At 43.1% G+C, this 19,573-nt stretch carries 16 protein-coding genes; 5 read left to right on the top strand and 11 right to left on the bottom strand.

Features of this window, described 5'->3' with window-relative positions:
- Positions 1–61: 61 nt before the first annotated feature.
- Positions 62–715, bottom strand: a complete 654-nt coding sequence (gene trhA, locus OCU48_RS05655) for a PAQR family membrane homeostasis protein TrhA (RefSeq protein WP_141344388.1) — start codon at positions 713–715, stop codon at positions 62–64.
- 525 nt (positions 716–1,240) lie between these two features.
- Between trhA and OCU48_RS05650 the strand changes: the two genes are divergently transcribed.
- Entirely contained in the window at positions 1,241–1,402 is a 162-nt protein-coding gene (locus OCU48_RS05650; protein WP_167496156.1) for a hypothetical protein, read from the top strand.
- Positions 1,403–1,464: 62 nt separating this feature from the next.
- On the opposite strand, the gene phnE (OCU48_RS05645) is transcribed toward OCU48_RS05650, so the two are convergent.
- The 4 genes from phnE (OCU48_RS05645) to phnD all read right to left on the bottom strand — a co-directional run bounded on the left by phnE (OCU48_RS05645) (position 1,465) and on the right by phnD (position 4,931).
- Positions 1,465–2,277, bottom strand: coding sequence for a phosphonate ABC transporter, permease protein PhnE (phnE, locus tag OCU48_RS05645; RefSeq protein WP_141344386.1), 813 nt, complete (start codon positions 2,275–2,277; stop codon positions 1,465–1,467).
- Between the two features lie 11 nt (positions 2,278–2,288).
- On the bottom strand, positions 2,289–3,089 hold the full coding sequence (gene phnE, locus OCU48_RS05640) for a phosphonate ABC transporter, permease protein PhnE (protein ID WP_141344384.1): 801 nt from the start codon (positions 3,087–3,089) through the stop codon (positions 2,289–2,291).
- Complete coding sequence (gene phnC, locus OCU48_RS05635; RefSeq protein ID WP_141344382.1) at positions 3,086–3,901, bottom strand: phosphonate ABC transporter ATP-binding protein; 816 nt, start codon at positions 3,899–3,901, stop codon at positions 3,086–3,088. Before phnC ends, phnE (OCU48_RS05640) begins: the two co-directional genes overlap by 4 nt.
- A 91-nt stretch (positions 3,902–3,992) precedes the next feature.
- Positions 3,993–4,931, bottom strand: a complete 939-nt coding sequence (phnD, locus tag OCU48_RS05630; RefSeq protein WP_141344380.1) for a phosphate/phosphite/phosphonate ABC transporter substrate-binding protein — start codon at positions 4,929–4,931, stop codon at positions 3,993–3,995.
- 669 nt (positions 4,932–5,600) lie between these two features.
- Here phnD and OCU48_RS05625 point away from each other — a divergent pair.
- A complete protein-coding gene (locus OCU48_RS05625) occupies positions 5,601–6,119 on the top strand; it encodes an opioid growth factor receptor-related protein (RefSeq protein WP_141344378.1) in 519 nt (172 codons plus the stop codon).
- Here OCU48_RS05625 and OCU48_RS05620 read toward each other — a convergent pair.
- Positions 6,109–7,113, bottom strand: a complete 1,005-nt coding sequence (locus OCU48_RS05620; protein WP_141344376.1) for a succinylglutamate desuccinylase/aspartoacylase family protein — start codon at positions 7,111–7,113, stop codon at positions 6,109–6,111. The two genes, OCU48_RS05625 and OCU48_RS05620, sit on opposite strands and share 11 nt — an antisense overlap.
- 29 nt (positions 7,114–7,142) lie before the next feature.
- Positions 7,143–8,870 carry an SgrR family transcriptional regulator gene (locus tag OCU48_RS05615; RefSeq protein WP_141344374.1) on the bottom strand — a complete coding sequence of 576 codons (1,728 nt, stop codon included), beginning with the start codon at positions 8,868–8,870 and terminating at the stop codon, positions 7,143–7,145.
- 596 nt (positions 8,871–9,466) lie between these two features.
- Between OCU48_RS05615 and ptsG the strand changes: the two genes are divergently transcribed.
- The 3 genes from ptsG to OCU48_RS05600 all read left to right on the top strand — a co-directional run bounded on the left by ptsG (position 9,467) and on the right by OCU48_RS05600 (position 14,109).
- Positions 9,467–10,876: a PTS glucose transporter subunit IIBC gene (ptsG, locus tag OCU48_RS05610; protein ID WP_141344373.1), complete on the top strand. Its 1,410-nt coding sequence runs from the start codon at positions 9,467–9,469 to the stop codon at positions 10,874–10,876.
- Between the two features lie 340 nt (positions 10,877–11,216).
- Positions 11,217–12,605: an SLC13 family permease gene (locus OCU48_RS05605; RefSeq protein ID WP_141344371.1), complete on the top strand. Its 1,389-nt coding sequence runs from the start codon at positions 11,217–11,219 to the stop codon at positions 12,603–12,605.
- A 160-nt stretch (positions 12,606–12,765) separates the two neighbouring features.
- The gene (locus OCU48_RS05600) at positions 12,766–14,109 is read left to right on the top strand and encodes a BamA/TamA family outer membrane protein (protein WP_141344369.1); all 1,344 of its coding nucleotides are present in this window, start codon (positions 12,766–12,768) and stop codon (positions 14,107–14,109) included.
- Here OCU48_RS05600 and OCU48_RS05595 read toward each other — a convergent pair.
- The 4 genes from OCU48_RS05595 to OCU48_RS05580 all read right to left on the bottom strand — a co-directional run bounded on the left by OCU48_RS05595 (position 14,093) and on the right by OCU48_RS05580 (position 19,237).
- Positions 14,093–14,539 carry a hypothetical protein gene (locus OCU48_RS05595; protein ID WP_141344368.1) on the bottom strand — a complete coding sequence of 149 codons (447 nt, stop codon included), beginning with the start codon at positions 14,537–14,539 and terminating at the stop codon, positions 14,093–14,095. The two genes, OCU48_RS05600 and OCU48_RS05595, sit on opposite strands and share 17 nt — an antisense overlap.
- A 10-nt stretch (positions 14,540–14,549) precedes the next feature.
- Complete coding sequence (locus tag OCU48_RS05590) at positions 14,550–15,890, bottom strand: hypothetical protein (protein WP_141344366.1); 1,341 nt, start codon at positions 15,888–15,890, stop codon at positions 14,550–14,552.
- A gap of 210 nt (positions 15,891–16,100) precedes the next feature.
- Positions 16,101–18,824, bottom strand: a complete 2,724-nt coding sequence (locus OCU48_RS05585) for a heavy metal translocating P-type ATPase (RefSeq protein WP_141344364.1) — start codon at positions 18,822–18,824, stop codon at positions 16,101–16,103.
- On the bottom strand, positions 18,824–19,237 hold the full coding sequence (locus OCU48_RS05580; RefSeq protein ID WP_141344362.1) for a MerR family DNA-binding protein: 414 nt from the start codon (positions 19,235–19,237) through the stop codon (positions 18,824–18,826). The genes OCU48_RS05585 and OCU48_RS05580 overlap by 1 nt, the downstream gene beginning before the upstream one ends.
- Positions 19,238–19,573 lie beyond the last annotated feature (336 nt).

Raw genomic sequence — 19,573 nt, 5'->3', positions numbered from 1 at the left:
AGTGATTCCCCCTAATTAAAAACTAGGATAAAACACTATATTGATCAATAACGTATGACGATTAGACGGGCTTAACGTAGTAATAGATAGCTAAGAAGTGACACACAGCACCACCTAACACAAAACAGTGCCAAATAGCGTGATTAAAAGGAATTCGTTTGTTGACATAAAAGACAATGCCTAGCGAGTAGATCAATCCACCAGCCGCCAACAATGCCAAACCGCCGGAATGCAAGGTTAGAGCCAATTGGTAAACCACAATTAGCGATAACCAACCCATAACTATGTAGCTAATCAGAGAGAAACGCTTAAAGCGATAGACAAACGCAAGCTTCATTACGATACCAAGAATGGCAATGCTCCAAATGACAATCATCAATCCGATGGCCAAAGGCGTTCTTAAACTCACCAATAAGAAAGGAGTGTAGCTACCGGCAATCAACAAATATATCGCACTGTGATCAAAGGTTTTAAGCCAACGCTTGGCACCCTGATGAGGTACTGCATGGTACAAAGTTGAGGCAAGAAACAGCACTATCATGCTGGAGCCATAAATTGCCATGCTGGCTATGGTCATGGTATCTGCCTGATGAGACAGAGATTTTTGTAACAACAACACAAGTGCGACAATGCCAAAGATCATCCCTGCCCCATGAGTGACTGAATTAGCGATCTCTTCATTTTTACTGTACTGATTGCTTGCTACATTAGACATGACACAACACTAGTTAACTTCTCGGATAATGAGTATGCCATTTTTAGCGTACACGTGTAAGCTTAAATGTTAGTTATCGAAAAACAGAGCTAAGATTGCCGATAAGAGACCTCGGCAATGACGTGGTTTGGGAGAATTGTAGACGCATAAAGTAAAACGTGTCATCTCCGAGTGCTCCTATCGGAGATCTAGGTTCGCACCCCGCTCAGATTGCCGATAAAAGACCTCGGCAATGACGCCTTTTGGGACATTCTGAGACACAGAGAGTAAGACCTCCGCAACAATGTGGTTTGCAAGAGTCATGGACACAAAGAGTAAAGCCCGTCATCTCCGAGTGCTCCTATCGGAGATCTAAATTCGCACACCGCTCAGATTGCTCATAAGAGACCTCGGCAATGACGTGGTTTGCGAGATGTAGCATGCTATGCAATAAACTTCAGTTCCTAAACCTTTGTTTTCATATGAGGTTATTAGGAAAGTTTGGGCTATCCTTTAAACAGATTTCATATAAAGCGGAATAAATACATGAAAAAACTGATCATTATCGCAGCGGTAATCATTGTTGGCGGGCTATTCATCTGGAATAACAATACTGCATTAGCAACAGTGTGTTCATCTATTGATGCAGTACAAAATCAATTCCCAGCAGATTGTACCAAGGCTCGTGCATTGTCAGTGTTTGAGTAACAGCATTTCATTAGTGGGCTATTCCAAAAAGTAGCCCACTAATAGTTCATATCCTCTCAAGATTAAATCAAAGCATGTCTCGCTTTAGCTGAGATCCATTCTGATATGACAACCGTAACCAAAATTGCGCAGAAAATTACCGTGACCTGCGGCCAAGCTAATACTGCCATAGATTCTTGAAGCTTCAGGCCTATGCCCCCTGCTCCCACTAATCCTAGTACTGTTGATTCTCTAATATTAATATCCCAGCGAAATAAACTCGTGCCGATAAAACTAGGCATCACTTGAGGTAACACGCCGTAATCAAGCACTTGCAAAGGGGATGCACCTGTTGCTCGAATAGCAGATACCTGTGTGTCATTCACCTCTTCTATTGCCTCGTACATAAGTTTGGATACAAAGCCAATTGAACGAAGTGCAATGGCAATAATACCAGCAAGTAATCCAGGCCCTAGAATAGCGACCAAAAGTAACGCCCAAATTAGTGAGTTTATCGAGCGGCTCGCTGCAATGATAAACAGCGCAATGGGTCTCACGAAGGCCACACTCGGCGTGGTATTTCTTGCCGCCATGAACGCAACGGGGAACGCGAGCACAATACCGAGTAAGGTTCCTAAGGTTGCTATGTTAAGCGTGTCCCATAACGGTAGCCAAATCTGTTCTAAGTAACTCCACCTTGGTGGCCACATGCGAGAGCCAATATCAGCAATTTGATTTGGAGAGTCAGTAATAAAGTACCAAATGGTATCTTGATTCATTACTTGCCAAGCAAACACTACCAAAGCAACAAATGCCAACCAGCACACCCATTGCGTGATGGTCTGTTTCTGATCGTACTTTTGCCAAACAGTAGGCATCGAATGTAAGTTTTTCATTGTATTCTCTCCTACTGCACGCGTTGACGAATGATGGTTGAGATGTATTCACAAACCATCACGATGCCAATAATGATCAAAAGGATGGCCGCTGCAGCACTGTATTCATAACGATCCATAGCTGTGTTTAAGGTTGCACCAATGCCACCCGCACCTACGATGCCGATTACCGCTGATTCACGGAAGTTGATATCCAATCGATACATGGATAATCCAATAAAACGAGGCATCACTTGAGCTTGGACTGCATAGTTGACCTGCTGTAACCAACTCGCTCCTGTTGCACGCATCGCTGTTAAAGGAGCGGGGTCTATTGCTTCGATCTCATCTGCGAATAGCTTGGCGAGAAAGCCAATAGTCGCGAACGTTAGGGTGACGAAACCGGCAAATGTGCCAAAGCCAAACAACGCCACACACAAGATAGCTACGATGATTTCTTGAAAGCTTCTTGCGATCGCCACAAATCCGCGACAAAAGAAATACACGGGTTTGGGTGCTAGATTCTTTGCCGCTCCCAGCCCAAAAGGAATAGACAGGATCACACCCGCTACCGTTGAAGTTAGGGTCATGGTTAAGCTTTCAACTAAGCCTTGCCAAATATTGTCCCAGCGCCCAGCAAAATCGGGATTCATGAACGCTACAATAAACTGCCAGCCTCGTTCGCTTCCCTCATAAATACGTATCCAATTAATATTGATGGATTGCGTCGACAGATATAAGTAGATAACTACAGATGCCGTGATGCCATAGCGAACCCAAGCATTTGAAATTAACGGAGGCTTCTTCCACTGACTAGGGTAACTCCGGCTCATGCTATAGCCTCAGTAAATATCGCTGTATTCATCGAAGGCTCAGCTTCTTGCTCCGTGGTCGCATTCCAGTCTTCTTGACCATAGATATTGGTCAATACCCTTTCATCAAGCTCTTGAGGCTTTCCATCAAACACTACCTGACCTGCATTAAGCCCAACAATGCGCTGTACAAATCGTTTGGCCAATTCAACATCGTGAATATTAATGATGGCTGGAAGTTGCTGCTCTTCGCAAATCTCACTGATCAAGCGCATGATCTGACGAGCCGTTCTTGGATCAAGTGCAGCGGTAGGCTCATCAATAAGCAATAACTTAGGTTTTTGAGCTAACGCTCTTGCAATCCCTACCCTCTGGCGCTGACCACCTGAGAGCGCATCTGCTCGTTTATTAGCGTGCTCTAACAAGCCTACGCGATCTAACAGTGCATAAGCTTCTTGTATGTCTTTGCTTGGATAACGACGCGTGAAACTGCGCCAAAAGCTCACATAACCTAGGCGGCCTGACAGCACATTCTCCATCACGGTAAGACGTTCAATTAATGCGTATTCTTGGAATATCATCCCAATTTCTCGGCGAGCGTGCTTTAAGTTTGATGCTGAGAGTGTGACTAGATCTCTATCAGAAAATAGCACTTGCCCATCAGTAGGTTCAGTAAGTCGGTTGATACAGCGAATCAGGGTAGATTTACCCGCGCCTGACGGGCCAATTAAACCCACAACCTCACCGGGTTCAACGATAAGATTGACGTCAGTGAGCGCCTTATCAGACGAAGAGTAGTGTTTGGTTAAGCCTTTTAGAGTTAGTGTAGACATGACCTTCCTTTGGGGAGGTTGGATGGAAATTATAGAGTGCGAAGCAAGACCCAGTTCTATACTGGGCCCTATAGTTGGACGTTATATTGGATTAGCTACAGGTGTATGAAACCTGATTTGCGGTATCGATGGTGCGAACGACTTCCCAATGCTCTTGGTATGTAATTGGAACAAATTGTGCTTCACCATTGCGCTCAAACTCTTCTTGCAATTTAGTCCCTTGCCAGTCGAAAGAGAAAAACGCTTGTTGAATCTTTCCTTGTAGCTCTGGATCTAGGTTGTGGGCTGTTCCATAAGCAGTGGTAGGGAATGTTTGTGATTTATAAATTGATTTGACTTGCTGATCATTCACTACATCACGAGAGAGCATGCGATTTAGTACTGAGTTAGCAACCGCAGCTGCATCATAATCTTTATGTGCCACGCCTAGGATAGAGTTGTCATGCGCTCCAGAGAACGCAGGCTTAAAGTCTACGTCCGGCTTCATGCCATATTCTGCATCTAATATTGCTGAGGGAGCCTTAAAGCCAGAGTTCGAAGTTTGAGCTGTAAATGCTAGATTCTTACCTTTTAAGTCTTCAACTTTCTCAATCCCAGATTCAGGGTGAGTAATGATTTCCATCTCGTAGCCAAAAGAACCGTCTTCTGCTGCCATCATAGTGAAGGGAGCAAAACCAGCACAATTAACCGCAAGCGGCGTAGAACCAGTATTGAAACCAGCAATATGCAGACGACCAGAGCGCATTGCCTCAATTTGAGCTGCATTGCTCTGCACAGGGAAGAACCGGATATTCTTACCCGTTTCTTTCTCTAGATGCTCAAGAAATTCGCTCCATACATCAGCATAAACCGCAGGGTCTTCAACCGGAGTGTAAGCAAAGATAAGAGTAGAAGGGTTTACCCATTCAGCTTCGTTTTGAGGAACATCCGCGACTAAGTTTCCTGTGCGGTCTTGATAGCGTGAATCCATTGCTGAAACGGCTGCAGAGAACATTAACGCAGTAGCTACTGCAGTCTTAACTAGTTTCATTTTACTTTCCTGTTGGCTAATAAACTGCGAAGAAAGTTAATCAAATTAGATGACAGTTAGGTGCAAAGTAGATGAAACATTTATTTATTAAATGAATCTTTCATGACTAATTCATTCCTTTATATTCAAAAATTCACACCGAAATATTTTGTAACAAATATTTAGTGGAGAGGGGCATTCTAAAAGCACCACCTGAGAAAGCGCATTGCATCCTGAATATTATGTCGGTAAATGTGAAAGTTTACCCATCGTAATGAGCAGTGCACGTTATCATTAATCTTAATGGGCTTTAGGCCCGTCTAATGACAAATAGCCAAAGTACCTATCTACTGATAAGCCGTAATAGATAGCCTCGCTCAACTACAAGGCATTGTTCGTTATAATATCTATAAACAAATGACGGACCTTCATTACTGCATAATTGCCCCTATGATGTCACAAGATATTAATTCATACCGCAATGAAAATTAGGAGTAATTGAATGTGTATACTATTTAATTGATGAGATAAAACGAGTTGCATATTGGCTAGGTAATATTTTGTAAGTCTTTGTTATTCATTCGGCTTATGAATAGATATTCTAACTTACAACGTTTAGCATTAACGCAATTCATTTATTTTGCACTACGATCTAAGTAGGGCTATTTTACATGGTAGTTTGAGAACACAATGAAAACCGCTTGTCAGTTCATGCTCGGCTTAAAAGCTGACCATAAAGGAAGAAGAATTGAACAAATCTGGGCATTGGACTCATTCTGGTTAGAGTACGACCATGAATACATTCAATGGTTGTTTCCTATTGATACCCCAAGTCGCTTTCACCCCCATAGCCCTATTGTCTGTCAATCAACGCAGGATTACTTCAGCACTTGTGAAGTGCTACGTGAGGCGCAGCTTCATTCACTAGGCATGATGCTCGACTTTTTTGGTATGCGATTTTTTGGGAACTCTATTGTTCCTAAACAAGACCTCAACATACGCGACCATGCATGGTTAAAAGCCACTGACCATAATCACCTTCGAATCAGCCGTATCATACGAAGCCTAGCACTCTTAGACCAAATAGAACTCAGTCAAGCCTTTCAAACAGCGATGCTTAGATGTGCTCGTGAGCATGGGGAAGTCAATGAAAAGACGCTTAGCTATTGGCGCCAAGCGAACCTCATAAAAGAGTTGGTTAGTGGATAAGGCGAACAATAAGAGCACCGGTTGCTCTCATAGGTTCGACATTCAAACTCAAAACCACCCCCGACCTTGGTGCATAGTACCGCTTAACCTCTTTACCGAACGAGTCTGTTTGGATGGATAGAAGGTCTCCTTCTTTTACCGGCTGAAGTAACTCTACCTGGGGCTGATAGAATCCACCGGTTTCTGCGCGAATGCTGATAAGATCTTTACCTTCAAGGAATGGTGGTTCCATTTCCATCGCTGCACCGTCGTCTATCAATACCTGATAATTGTTCAGTACATTGAGCACACCTTTTGTAGTGCGATCAATTAATGGATAGTCACTGTACCGACCGACCCCAACCTCAACCGTGATGGATGGAATGTTATGTCGATTCCAAACGGTCTCTAAGATTCCCGGATCACCAGGATCATCAAAAATGACATCAGGATTCATTAGACGCGCCATCTTGAGCGCATCAGTGAGACGATAATCGGCAAATACGTATAATGGGTAAATCGTGCCACTGGTCTGAGTATGAAGATCTATGGCGAGATCGGCATTCGGCTTTAACAAATGATTCCATAGCTGATAAACATAGCGCTGTGCCTCGTTGCCATTCTTATCCCCTGGAAAAAATCGATTGAGATTGGCTGTAGAGTGATCAGGATCGTTTGAACTGTAATCTCGGCTATGACTAAGCATCCCTGACAAATTCACTGTCGGAACAATCACCACCGAACCTGAGATATCAGCCGTCGCCAATTGAGAAGCTACCTTTTGCGCTACTAGCACCCCATTGTATTCATCACCATGTACACCAGCGGTTATCATGAAACGCTTACCGGGCTTGCTGCCTTTGTATACCATCACCGGTAAATGCAACCATTGACCTAATGCATTACTGCATATCCTAAACCAAAAGGTATGCTCTCCCTCGCTCAAGTCAGATACGTCCAAGCGCTGAATAACTTTTTTTCCATCAATAACATCTGCTAGGTATTCTGTTGCCATAATCTTCGCTTCACTCCTTCTTGTTGGTGTTAATCTTCTAACCAGATTTGTTGAATATCAGGCCAACCCCAAGGGGTCATATCAACACCACTAAACATGTCCTGAAAGCTCATAGACTGCATGTGATGAAACAATGGCTTGGCTATTGCTTCACTGATCAGGTAATTGCCAATTGATTCTAACCGTTCAAGGTAGTGCGTCGATTGAGCATCAGCACACAGTTTTCTTAAGTTTGTGTCCAGCCAATCACTTGTTTTAGCATCCAGACAGCTTCTAAATGCAATATCACTTTGAAACGCCAACAAAGCTGACGTTGGCAGATTGTCATCCAACAACAAATTCATTAACACGATGTCTTGAGTAAAGCCATCACCCTTAGCCAGTTTGGCGTAGGTTTCAATCGGTACCTCTTCAATGTCCACCTCAATGCCATGTTTAGCAAGTACGTTACTTATGGCTTGTGCACATACCTTAAGCCCAAAATGATTGTAAATAAGAATAGATAAACGATTTATTTCTGCAGGTTTCGTTGCTGCTACTGAATTCCATGGTTTCCAAAAAGGGTAGAAATTCTCAGCGGCCACAAGATTAATTGGCACTTTGTTTTTAGTTATGTCTTTCCAAAGCGCTTCGCCTTGCATCACATGAACTAACCAACGACGTGTTTCTGTAGGTAGCTTTTTAGCTGCATTTTGATTAAATACCGTGAGCAAACATCCATCTTCAACACACAACCGCTTTGTGGGTTGTACCGCTGTTTCCTCTTCATCTTCACTTTGTTTAGACAACAGTTTATGACTGTACGATTCACCGCCATTTTGGGACTTCACATGCCAAATTGTCAGTTCATCAGTGAGTGAACGATAACCATGAAATGCCTCATTAGCCCTTAGCTTTAGCCATTTATCACTTTGTTCGAGCAACTTAAAAGGACCAGATCCAATCACCGCTGTCTGCTTTGAAATACTCTTGGTGACTTGTTTCACTGGCTGAATAGAATATTTCACGTCCGCCAATTTTGATACAAAATCTATATCCTCGGAACTTAAGTAGAATTTAACCACTCTAGGTTGAGGCGATTCTATTCGCAAAAGATGCCATAAATCTCGCTTGTAGCCATCTCGTTTTTTGTAGGCATTGAAAAGATCGACAATCGCTTGTCCATGAATTGGGCTGCCATCATGAAATTGAACCTTGGGCCTTAGATAAAATGACCATACCTTGCCGTCTTCACTCATTTGCCAATGATGCGCAATATCGGCTGTAGTGTTCCCTTTGGCATCCTGTTTAACCAGGCAAGAATAGAGTTGACGTACAAAGAAGCGTTCACTGTTTCGTAAAATGTTGTGAGGATAAAGAGCGCTAAAAGTACGATTGTAAGTCAGTTGTACGTGCAACAATCCGTTATGCAAGCCTGCGCCTGAAGATTGTTTCAGTAATTCACCAAATATTTGCTGATTATCCTGCAAGGCCTCTAAAGCCTCTTCAAACTGCTTTTGAGAAATAAAGTTTAAGGCGATTTGACGGCGTACTTCGGCTTCGGAATATAGTTTTTTAAGAATTGAACGCTGATTTCTTCCGGTTTTTGGTGTCCATTGTAACCAACCATTTCTTTGCATATCACCTAGCAAAGTGCGCGCATAACGCGTTGTTGTATATAAGAGTTCTGATACTTCATCGAGTAGTACCGCGTTCTCTTCATGTACTGAATACGACTCAAGTCGAGCGAAAAATCTCACAAGTTTTATCGGCTTCATGATACATCCATATGATTAACATTCCTTATTTACACTAAAAATAGCGTAATCGAGCCATAAATGAAGGCAATTACACAATATAAGGAACATTTTTTTAGATTCCTATCTGTTTTAAAATTCTCTAGAACAGCGATACTGAATGTGTTCACTAACAACGCAACCTCTGAGGTGACGGTTATGAAAGCAATTCGACAAAAAATTATCACACTCGCTTTTAGTCAAATAGAAGCACAATTAAATAATAACCGTGATTCTAGAGTCGTTTGTCTATCGTCATTATCAAGTTATCGGCTGCATTACGGCTAACCAGTTTAAGGTGATAATTAATTTATCTGTGTTTTTATGTTCCATCCCCCCCCCCCCCTTATAAAACGCAGATAGTCTAATTATCACCTCCCTTTTTAGAGCTTGGTTCTTCTTCAAGGATTGAAGATAACCGGCTCTCCCCTATTTGAAAATTCAATTTATAATCGTTATCAACAGAAACTATAAGCATATAAAATTCAGAGAGTTAGTTTTCATTAATACATTTTGAGTTATGGTATTGAACACGTTACTTTTCGATCCCTAAAAATAGAAAATATTAGGGTAATCACATGTTCAGTAACTTTTTCGCCAACCTTTCCAAGGTTGGTAAGGCACTTATGCTGCCTATAGCATCCATGCCAGCAGCCGGTATTTTACTAGGTATTGGCTCAGCTAACTTTGACATCATTCCACCAATAGTTTCACAGCTTATGGCTGAAGCCGGTGGGGCCGTATTTGGAAACCTGCCGCTCATTTTTGCTTTAGGTGTCGCAATCTCCTTTACCGATAATGACGGTGTAGGTGCGGTCGCCGCAGGTATTGGCTACTACGTTTTGATCGCGACCTTAAAGGTTATGGCTGGCGTATTGGGAGTCGACCACATAGACATGGGCGTATTAGGCGGTATCATTTCTGGTGCTGTTGGTGCCTATATGTTTAATCGCTTCTATACCATTAAGATGCCCGCTTATCTGGGCTTTTTCGCGGGTAAGCGATTCGTTCCTATCATCACCTCATTTGCGATGTTATTACTTGGTATTGTTCTAGCCTTTATTTGGCAGCCCATCGGTTTAGGCATTGATGCCTTTGGTCATTGGGCAACAGAGCAGAACCCAGTAATGGCATTCTGGGCTTATGGCACTGCAGAGCGCGCACTGATCCCATTTGGTTTACACCACGTTATTAACGTTATTATTCAGCTTCAGGCTGGTGACTTTACCAATGCCGCCGGTCAAGTATTCCATGGCGAGATCCCTCGATTCTTCGCTGGTGACCCAAATTCCGGTAACCTAGCAGGCGGTTATTTATTTAAGATGTTTGGTCTTCCTGCGGCTGCTATTGCTATTGGCCGTGCATCTAAGCCAGAAAACCGCGTCAAAGTTATGGGAATCATGGTATCTGCTGCTCTCACCTCGTTCCTAACCGGAATTACCGAGCCAGTAGAGTTTGCATTCTTGTTTATCTCACCTGCTCTTTATGCAGTACACGCTATCTTAGCAGGACTGGCATACCCGCTTTGTATCATTCTTGGTATTAAGCACGGCTATAGCTTTAGTGCGGGTCTTATCGATTACGTTACCTTCTACGGCATTTCAACTAAAGGCTGGATGATCATCCCTCTTGGACTAGGTTATGCCGCAGTTTACTACGCAGTATTCACATGGTTTATTAAGTACTTCGATCTGAAAACACCAGGCCGTGAAGACGTGACTGAAGAAACGCAAGACGCACTGCAAGGTGATGACTTCACCAAAGAATTGGTTGCAGCCTTTGGTGGCAAAGGAAACATCGTTTCTGCTGATGCGTGCATTACTCGATTGAGAATGCAGGTGAAAGATCAAGACCAAGTTGACGATGCAAGACTAAAAGCGTTGGGTGCGGCAGGGGTAGTTCGTGTCGGCACAGGCGTGCAAGCCATCTTTGGTGGTAACAGCGATGTCTACAAAACACAGATGCTCGACTACATGAAAAATAGCTAAAATAAAATAACTGAGTAAACAGTTTGTCCGTTTGGAGTGGAAGCCTGTCCGTGGGAACCACTCCTTTTTTATCACGGGATATCTAGAATGGCGACTCTGTTCCTCCATCATTTTGCAATAAATTCAGCTTGTTACACCTCTATTGTGACGCCAATCCGATGTAGCACAATAAAATAACCACACCATTGATGTGGTTAACATTCCAGCAATAACTTCATTTCAAATCCCAACAAAACGTGTGACCATTTATTAACCCAAAAGTGGTAATCCCTACTCTTCGTTCTGCAACGAATTCTTGTTCATAATCGAAACTAGAATGCGCTATTGAGGAAATAATAATATGAATAGAAATGATAGTGTCCCTCTCCCTACGAACACTCGGGAGTGGTTTTTTAACCGTAACAGCCTGATTATCCTTGCCGATATTGTACTCTTCTTTGCACTATACAAGTCTTTACCCTTTGAGCCTCAAGTAGTATTAGGTATCAGCATTCTGGTATTCATTGCCGTTCTTTGGCTAACCGAAGCTTTGCACGTTACCATTACCGCTATTTTGGTACCGATACTCGCTGTCGTATTTGATATCTTCAATACACAAACGGCATTAAGCAATTTCTCAAACCCCATCATATTTTTATTTCTAGGTGGTTTTGCCCTCGCTGCAGCTATGCATGTACAAGGCTTGGATAAGGTCATCGCGGATAAGGTACTCATTCTGGCAAAAGGCAAGATGAGTGCTGCGGTATTCATGCTGTTTGGTGTGACTGCAGGCTTATCTATGTGGATCAGTAATACTGCAACAGCAGCTATGATGTTACCCCTTGTATTGGGCGTTCTTAGCAAAGTGGATGCTGATAAAGAACGCAATACTTATGTGTTTGTGCTACTTGGTGTGGCTTACAGTGCCAGCATTGGCGGCATTGCCACTATCGTGGGTTCGCCTCCGAATGCTATCGCAGCCGCTGAAGTAGGGCTCACCTTTACTGAGTGGATGGCATTTGGTATCCCTGCTGCCGTGATCATGTTACCACTGGCTGTCGTTACCCTTTATTTTGTCCTAAAACCTAACCTTGAAGGCACCTTTGAGCTTAATAAAGAGCCGGTAAACTGGGACAAAGGCAAAATCGTAACACTGGCTATCTTCTCGTTGACCGTATTCTGTTGGATTTTCAGCAAGCCTATCAATGCAATGCTTGGCGGTATTTCAAGCTTCGACACCGTAGTGGCGCTAGCAGCAATTGTTTTGGTGAGTTTTGCTCGAGTCGTTCATTGGAAAGATATTGAAAAAACCGCTGATTGGGGCGTACTCATCTTATTTGGCGGGGGTATCTGTTTAAGCAACGTACTTAAAGCAACAGGCACTAGCGTGTTCTTGGCTAACTCTTTAAGTAGCTTAATTTCTGATTTTGGTATCTTGTTCATCATCGCTATTATTGCACTATTTGTTGTGTTCTTGACCGAGTTTGCGAGTAATACCGCCAGTGCGGCGCTTCTGATCCCTATATTTGCCACAGTTGCAGAGGTGTTTGGCATGTCACCAGTGGTGCTTTCGGTGCTTATCGCGGTCGCTGCATCTTGTGCATTTATGTTACCAGTTGCGACTCCGCCAAATGCTATCGTGTTTGGATCTGGCCACATCAAGCAACAAGAAATGATGCGTGTTGGTATCATTCTTAACATCGCTTGTATTGGCGCTTTAACCTTTATTGCTTCAATATTCTGGCTGTAAACCTTCATCAAAAGAGAAGTGATCTCTCAGACTGCTTCTCTTTTGTCCAAAAACAGCTAAAAACTCTTCGTTTGACCACAGTCTACTGATACATATCTTTAACATTTTGTAAATTCTTTGTAAGCTAGCGTTATTACGAACAATTTCTATAAAGAGCAGGATGCTCAGTCAACAAATGTTAAAGCCTTTCTTAAAACGAGTACCTAGTTTGGCTACTCACTCATTGATTGCAGTTAGTGTTTTTTCTAACTGTGCCTATGCCGCTACCCCAGTTGGGATGAAGTACACCATCACTCGAGCAGAGAATGCGGATAGTACTAAGAATGCGATGGTTCTCCCCTACTTTTTCTCTACCGATACCATGGGATTTAATGTCGGTGTGGGTGGTGTCGTTCAGGGTATTGGACAAGAACAAATGGTGCTAGGTGGGACAGGTTGGACTGGTGCTGACAGCTATGGTGTCTCTGCAGGACTGTGGAACTACCGTCCTTGGTTTGCAGATCGCGCATTTATTTCGATAGCCGGTATGTACGCTTACTTTCCTGAACAAAGAGCCTATACCAACGGCAACATTGCTTTTGAAGACCCAAGATGGGGCAGTTCAGGATCCAGTCCTGATGATTATATTGTTGGGGACGGATACTCCAATTGGTTGGATATCAAGGTGGAATACGTTCTACCAATGGGCTCAGCAAAAGAAAAAGCCACCAGCGATTATCATTTAAGAAACGGCCTGTTAGTCAATGGGCCAACAAGTACCTATTGGAACCCATTAGAAACGGGAACCACTATCTTATTGTTTCGCCAGTTTAACCGCTATCAATCTTATGAAGATGAAAATGGGGACGAGCGAGAAGGTGATATGAGCGCTTTCGAGTTTGGCGTTCAATACGACAACACCGATTTTGCTCCTAACCCGTCAATGGGTAGTCGCCAATATATCGGTTACTCCTATGAAGGACACATTATATCTCCCGACAGTACTTGGGATTTTGTAGAACTGGATATCAGCAAATACTTGTCAATCGGCGAAAGTGATTGGGCGAGGCAGCGTATCTTTGCGTTTAACTTCTGGACGGGCTACTCACCATCTTGGAATTTAGTAGACAGTGATGGGCAAAGAAAGATCGTTGAAGACGCGCCACCTTATAACGAAGGCGCAACCTTAGGTGGCCATGACCGCATGCGGGGGTTCGACTCGAACCGTTTTCATGATAAAGCCAGCTTATATGGTACAGCTGAGTATCGATACACCCTTCGTTATAATCCGGTTCAAGACGTATCTTGGCTTAGGTTCTTAAATATCGATTGGTTTCAACTTGTCGCATTTGCCGAAGTAGGTCAAGTGGCACCGAGCTACGATTTAGGCGACCTCACATCGGATATGAAAGTTGATGGGGGCGTTGCAGTAAGGGCTCTAGCAGCCGGTTTAGTAGTTCGACTCGACTACGCTGTGTCTGAAGAAGGCTCTTACATGTGGTTTATGGTTAATCAACCGTTCTAGAAGGTGATTTTTCTCTAGTGCCAAAGTGTAACCAGCTAACCCAAAACAACGGAAGCAAGTAGATGGTAGTGGACATCATATCTAGATAGGTATGGTAATCCTGATGATTCATCAGTTGCAAATAAGCCAGCAAAGAACCCACAGCTATCAACTTTCCTCGTACTCCAACCTTTATTGCTATATGCACCACTAACGCCAATGCCACTGAAGTATGCGTGCTGTAATCAGAGCCAAATGTAGGCCAAATTCCTAGCCATTCATCAATAGCTCTTGATACATAGACAATACAGATAGTCACCATTAACGCAGTTAAACTTATCTTTCGAGATTGTGCAGGCTCACGAAGGATTAAGCGTACACTCCACAACGCAAGTAATGGAGTGTAAATATCCGCAATAAGCGCCCACTGTTCAAAGGTAAGATCTAGCATGAGTTGCTTATTATTGTAGAGGTTCTAGCTTAATGATTTTAGTTCGATCAAAAGTGACACGGTAACGTGCGGTTCGTTCCTTAACTCCACTTGGCTCGATTTTCTTTTCATGAATCTTCACTTCAATACGGCCTCGACGAGAAATACTCACCTTGCGTGATTTATTGCCTGTTGAATACACGTACATATCTCTATTTTCACTTGGAAAACAGCGCATAATCGGTCCAAGATCGATGGTAGTATTGGTTTTGATCTTCTTAAACCCATTGTACTCAAAGTTTTTAAGGCTCACGATCTCTCTGAAGAACAAAGAAATGTTTTCACGGTTAGCAATCGCGACTTTCGAATTAGGTTGAGAGTTGAACCAAGTTTCGCCTGTTCCAATACCGGTTTTTTTATCCGGCATGCCAAACCAAGAAACAACCCTTGGCTTATTGCGAATGATTTTCTCGAACACCCACGCCTTGATACTTTCCTTAAATACATCTCTAACTACATAAAGGGCGGCAAATGCCAGAACAAACTGCAAGTCGGTATCTAAGCCCATTAAGCGGAATTGGAAGATAACCACACTAAAGCCCAACATGATTAAGCCTGTCGCTATCGCAAGAGAAAGGTAACGCTCTTTTTCCCCTACTCTCTTACTGCTACTGTGCACACGAAGCGGAAGCTCTAGCAATTTCTTTTGCAGATCAGTTTGGTTGAATACACGGGTCAATTTCTCTTGGTCTTCAGCCTCTACGCTTTTAACCGAGTATATCCCCTCATACATCTGCGTTACGCGATACTCATCTTCTGACATTGAGAGCTGGGCAAGATAATCTCTTGCTGCTGTAGCGCCTTTGATATTCTGTAAAGTGGCAGTCTGACGAAGAAGATATTGTTCAAACTCGTAGGAAAGAATCGCATCGACTTTGCGAAAGCGCTCAAATTTTTGGTCATCTTCAAGAGAGAAACGACGAAATGAGGTCAGGATGTTAGAGTGCCCCTTCGCCTTCTCGATGATCTCTTCTACAGCCTGCTCTTCTTTTTCTTGATTGGTTTTAAATGAACGAATGTCATTAATAAACAGATAAGCAAACAAACTGATCGAGGTCTTGTAGGATTCGTAAGGAAGCTGTTCTTTTTCCAAGATCTTAATGTAGAGCAACATTAAGCTAATGCTTTTACCTTTGTGGAAACGGCGAATCTGAGTAAATGATTTATCGAAGAAATCCCCAGCCGAAAAGGTGTCGCCCAGATCTATACTGCTGGGTATGACAAACTCTACTTTAGTTTCAGACTGCGAGTCGGCTGAGAGTGTTTGTTGCAGTTCAATACTCTTTTTAGCCGTTACCTTCAGATCCAACATTTATGCACACCATCCTTATTGTGACACTTTTATTACACGCTATTGTATCATTGTTTATGTAACAAAGAGTATGTCAATTTTCAGCAATAGGCACTTGAAATTACTAATAAAAAAAAGCTGACACCGTCAGCTTTAATGAATATTTTATAATTCGACTATTTTAGCCAAAACCACCACACAATAAAGGCGATCAGAAATAAGCCAATAATATTAACCATGATGAATACCTGCTGATGATTTTGGTGTGAATAATCTCAAGCGATTGGCATTACTCACTACTGTAATAGAAGAAAGCGACATGGCGACACCTGCAACAATAGGGCTCAATAACATACCCGTCAGCGGAAATAATACGCCCGCTGCAATTGGAATCCCTAGTGAGTTGTAGATAAAAGCACCCCATAGATTCTGTTTGATGTTCTTCATAGTCGCTTTACTGACTTCTATCACTTGAGATACTCCAAATAGTGAACCTCTCATCAAGGTAATATCGGCGCTTTCAATAGCGACATCCGTGCCATGCCCAATAGCAAAACCCACATCAGATTGTGCCAGCGCTGGTGCATCATTGATTCCATCTCCCACCATAGCAACAACCAAACCTTGTTGCTGAAGCTTTGTCACCCATTGCAGTTTGTCTTGAGGCATAAGCTGCGCATGGACCTCATCAACTCCCGTCGAAGCCGCCACCGCTTGCGCAGTATATTCATTATCTCCTGTCAGCATAACCACTTTTATACCTAGGGATTTAAGCGCATCGATTGCTTGCAAAGACTCGCTTTTTATTGGGTCGCTGATAGACAATAAAGTCGTAAGCTGATTATCAATAGCCAAATAGATCACGGTATGAGCCTGACGCTCCCATTCATTAGCTATGGATTGAGCACTATCGATTGCAATACCGTGTTCAGCCATCAGTCTTTCGTTTCCAAGTAGCACTGCACGGCCGTCAATTTCAGCTTGAACTCCTAGACCATTCAACGACTGGAATCCCACTACGTTATGACCATCTAAGTCTTGTGAGTTCTCGCGACAATAATTGACCACTGCAGACGCTAATGGATGTGTAGAGCCTTGTTCTAGAGCATGTAGATAGCCCAATGCAGCAGTGTTTTCTTGGAAAGTTCTTACATTCACCACACTCGGCTTTCCTTCAGTGATAGTGCCGGTTTTATCCAGTACTACCACATCAATATCGCTGGCTTTTTGCAAAGCATCACCGTTACGAATAAGGCCGCCAAACTCCGCTGATTTTCCGATGCCTATCATGGTAGAAATTGGCGTTGCCAAACCAAGAGCGCAAGGGCAAGCAATAATCAACACTGAGGTTGCACTCACGAGCATATTAATCACTGTTGGCGCAGGTCCAAAGTTGTACCACATTAAGGCAGTAATGATTGACAGTATCATTACTGTAGGCACAAACACACTGGAAACACGGTCTGCTAAATGACTGATTGAAGGCTTAGAGTTCTGAGCATTAAAAACCATCTCAATGATCTGAGCCAACATAGTGTCACTACCCACCTTGCTAGCCATTATAGTAAGATTTTGATCGCCATTTATCGTCCCTGCAGACACACTGTCGTCTTTTGTTTTCGTTACAGGAATTGGCTCACCCGTTAGCATAGATTCATCGATAAACGATTCTCCATCTATTACCTTTCCATCTACTGGCACTTTTTCGCCTGCACGAATCAACAGAGTATCGCCAATAATCACCTCTTCTACCGGTAAAGTGATCGTTTTACCTTCTCGAATCACTACCGCTGTTTTGGTTCTTAGATCCAGCAGACGCTTGATTGCTTGAGACGTTCTGCCCCTAGCTTTTAACTCCAAAGCTTGCCCCAGATTAATTAAACCTATGATCATCGCTGAGGCTTCAAAATAAAGATGACGGGCGCTTTCAGGAAGTAAGGATGGCATAGCTACGACCACAATAGAGTAGAGCCACGCCGAACCGGTTCCCAATGCTATCAAGGTGTCCATGTTCGCGCTTCGGTTAACAAAGGCTTTGCTAGCACCGACAAAGTAATGGCGACCACTAAAATAGAGCACCGCTAGAGTTAACAATCCGACACCCAACCAGATGAGCTGCTCTGAGGTCGTATTCACTGTCATGGAGCCGCCAAGTAAGCCGTAGAGCATCAGCGGGACGCCCAGCCCTAAGCCAACAATAGTATGGCGAATTTTATCCCGGTACTCTTGTTGCTCTGCTTGCTCACGCTCCTGCTCTGCTTGGGTTTCATCTAGGATAAGTGATGCGCCATAACCGGCGCCTTCGACCGCTTCAATCAAGCTATCAGCAGGCAGGTTGGAGTAGATACTTGCTGTTCGATTGGCAAAGTTAATATTCACCGATTCCACACCTTGCTTACCCGTTAACGCTTTTTCTATAGTCGCTACACAACTGGCACAAGTGAGGCCTGACAGGTTAAGACGAGTTAAGCCAGCTTCAGTACTTGCCTTTGTTAAGGTCGGCTCCTCCAACGTTGGATTTTCAATAGCAGGCTCTTCGACATCTAATACCTCATCGAATGAAGCATAACCTAAAGTTCGCAACACAGATTGCAACTGCTCAATGGACAATAGGCTATTTACATCAATAGTTTGAGCTTCAACATCGACAGCAATCACTGCATCTTTATCGAGTTCAATCAATGCGTTGGTGATTTTCTTTACGCAGCCTTGGCAAGAAACCTTAGTTACTTTGCTGTGAATCTGTGGCAATGGATGCTCACTCGCTTTGTAGCCAAGTTCCATAATCACAGCCAAGATGTTATCGATACTCAGGCTAGTGGCAACGCGAGCCCACTTTTTATCTTCACTGCTGTCGATGGTAAATTGAGGATCTTGTTCAAGAGCGGCGCGTTTTATTTTGTTAATACACCCGCCACAAGAAACACCCTCAAGTTGAAGGCTAAACTGGTTCATTACTTGTGCTCCTCAGTCCAAGATTCAATCAGGCAACAAATAGAGTCACCTGTTGGCAAACTGTCTGGCAGTTCACCCCATTGATCAAAGGTCTCTTTTAACATTGCAACATGTTGCTGTAGCTTGATGATCTGCGCTTCTGTCTCTACGATCTTCTCAGCCATCATTTTGCGCACCTTAGGACAAGGTGAACTACCATCTTGTGTGGACGCCAGAATTTCCTCAATTTCTTTCAAACCAAAGCCAAGTTCCCTTGCTTGATGGATGAACTTCAACCTTTGTAATGCATTTAGGTCATACTCTTTGTATCCATTGTCAGGATTTCGAGTCGCACTAATTAATCCACGCTTGGTGTAATAGCGCACCGTATCAGGGGAGACATTGGCTGATTTAGCAAGTTTTGAGGTAATCATTGGCTACTTCCTAGAGTTCTATTTCTAAACTATAACCTTAGTGTAAAACCTAGGAGCTACACACAGGTCAAGAATTTAATTTGCAAACAACGCCAGAATAAAAATCGCGACGAATAAAAGTGCGACTAATTTAAGCAATGGTCCTAGCGAACGCGTGCCTCCCTCTGGTGCTTTGTTACAACATCCCATGTAAATTATCCTCGTTAAATTAAGTGTCGCACTAGTCTAAAACCTATGAGCAGCTCACAGGTCAAATAGTTTAAGGTATTGATTTATGGATATTTAGGTTTCATCACTGAAACGAAAATTTCTATTGACGAGAAAATTTAATATGAG

Source organism: Vibrio inusitatus (assembly GCA_024346935.1).
GTDB lineage: Bacteria > Pseudomonadota > Gammaproteobacteria > Enterobacterales > Vibrionaceae > Vibrio > Vibrio inusitatus.
The sequence above is the reverse complement of the archived record's forward strand: the minus strand, read 5'-3'. Positions and strand labels throughout refer to the sequence as shown.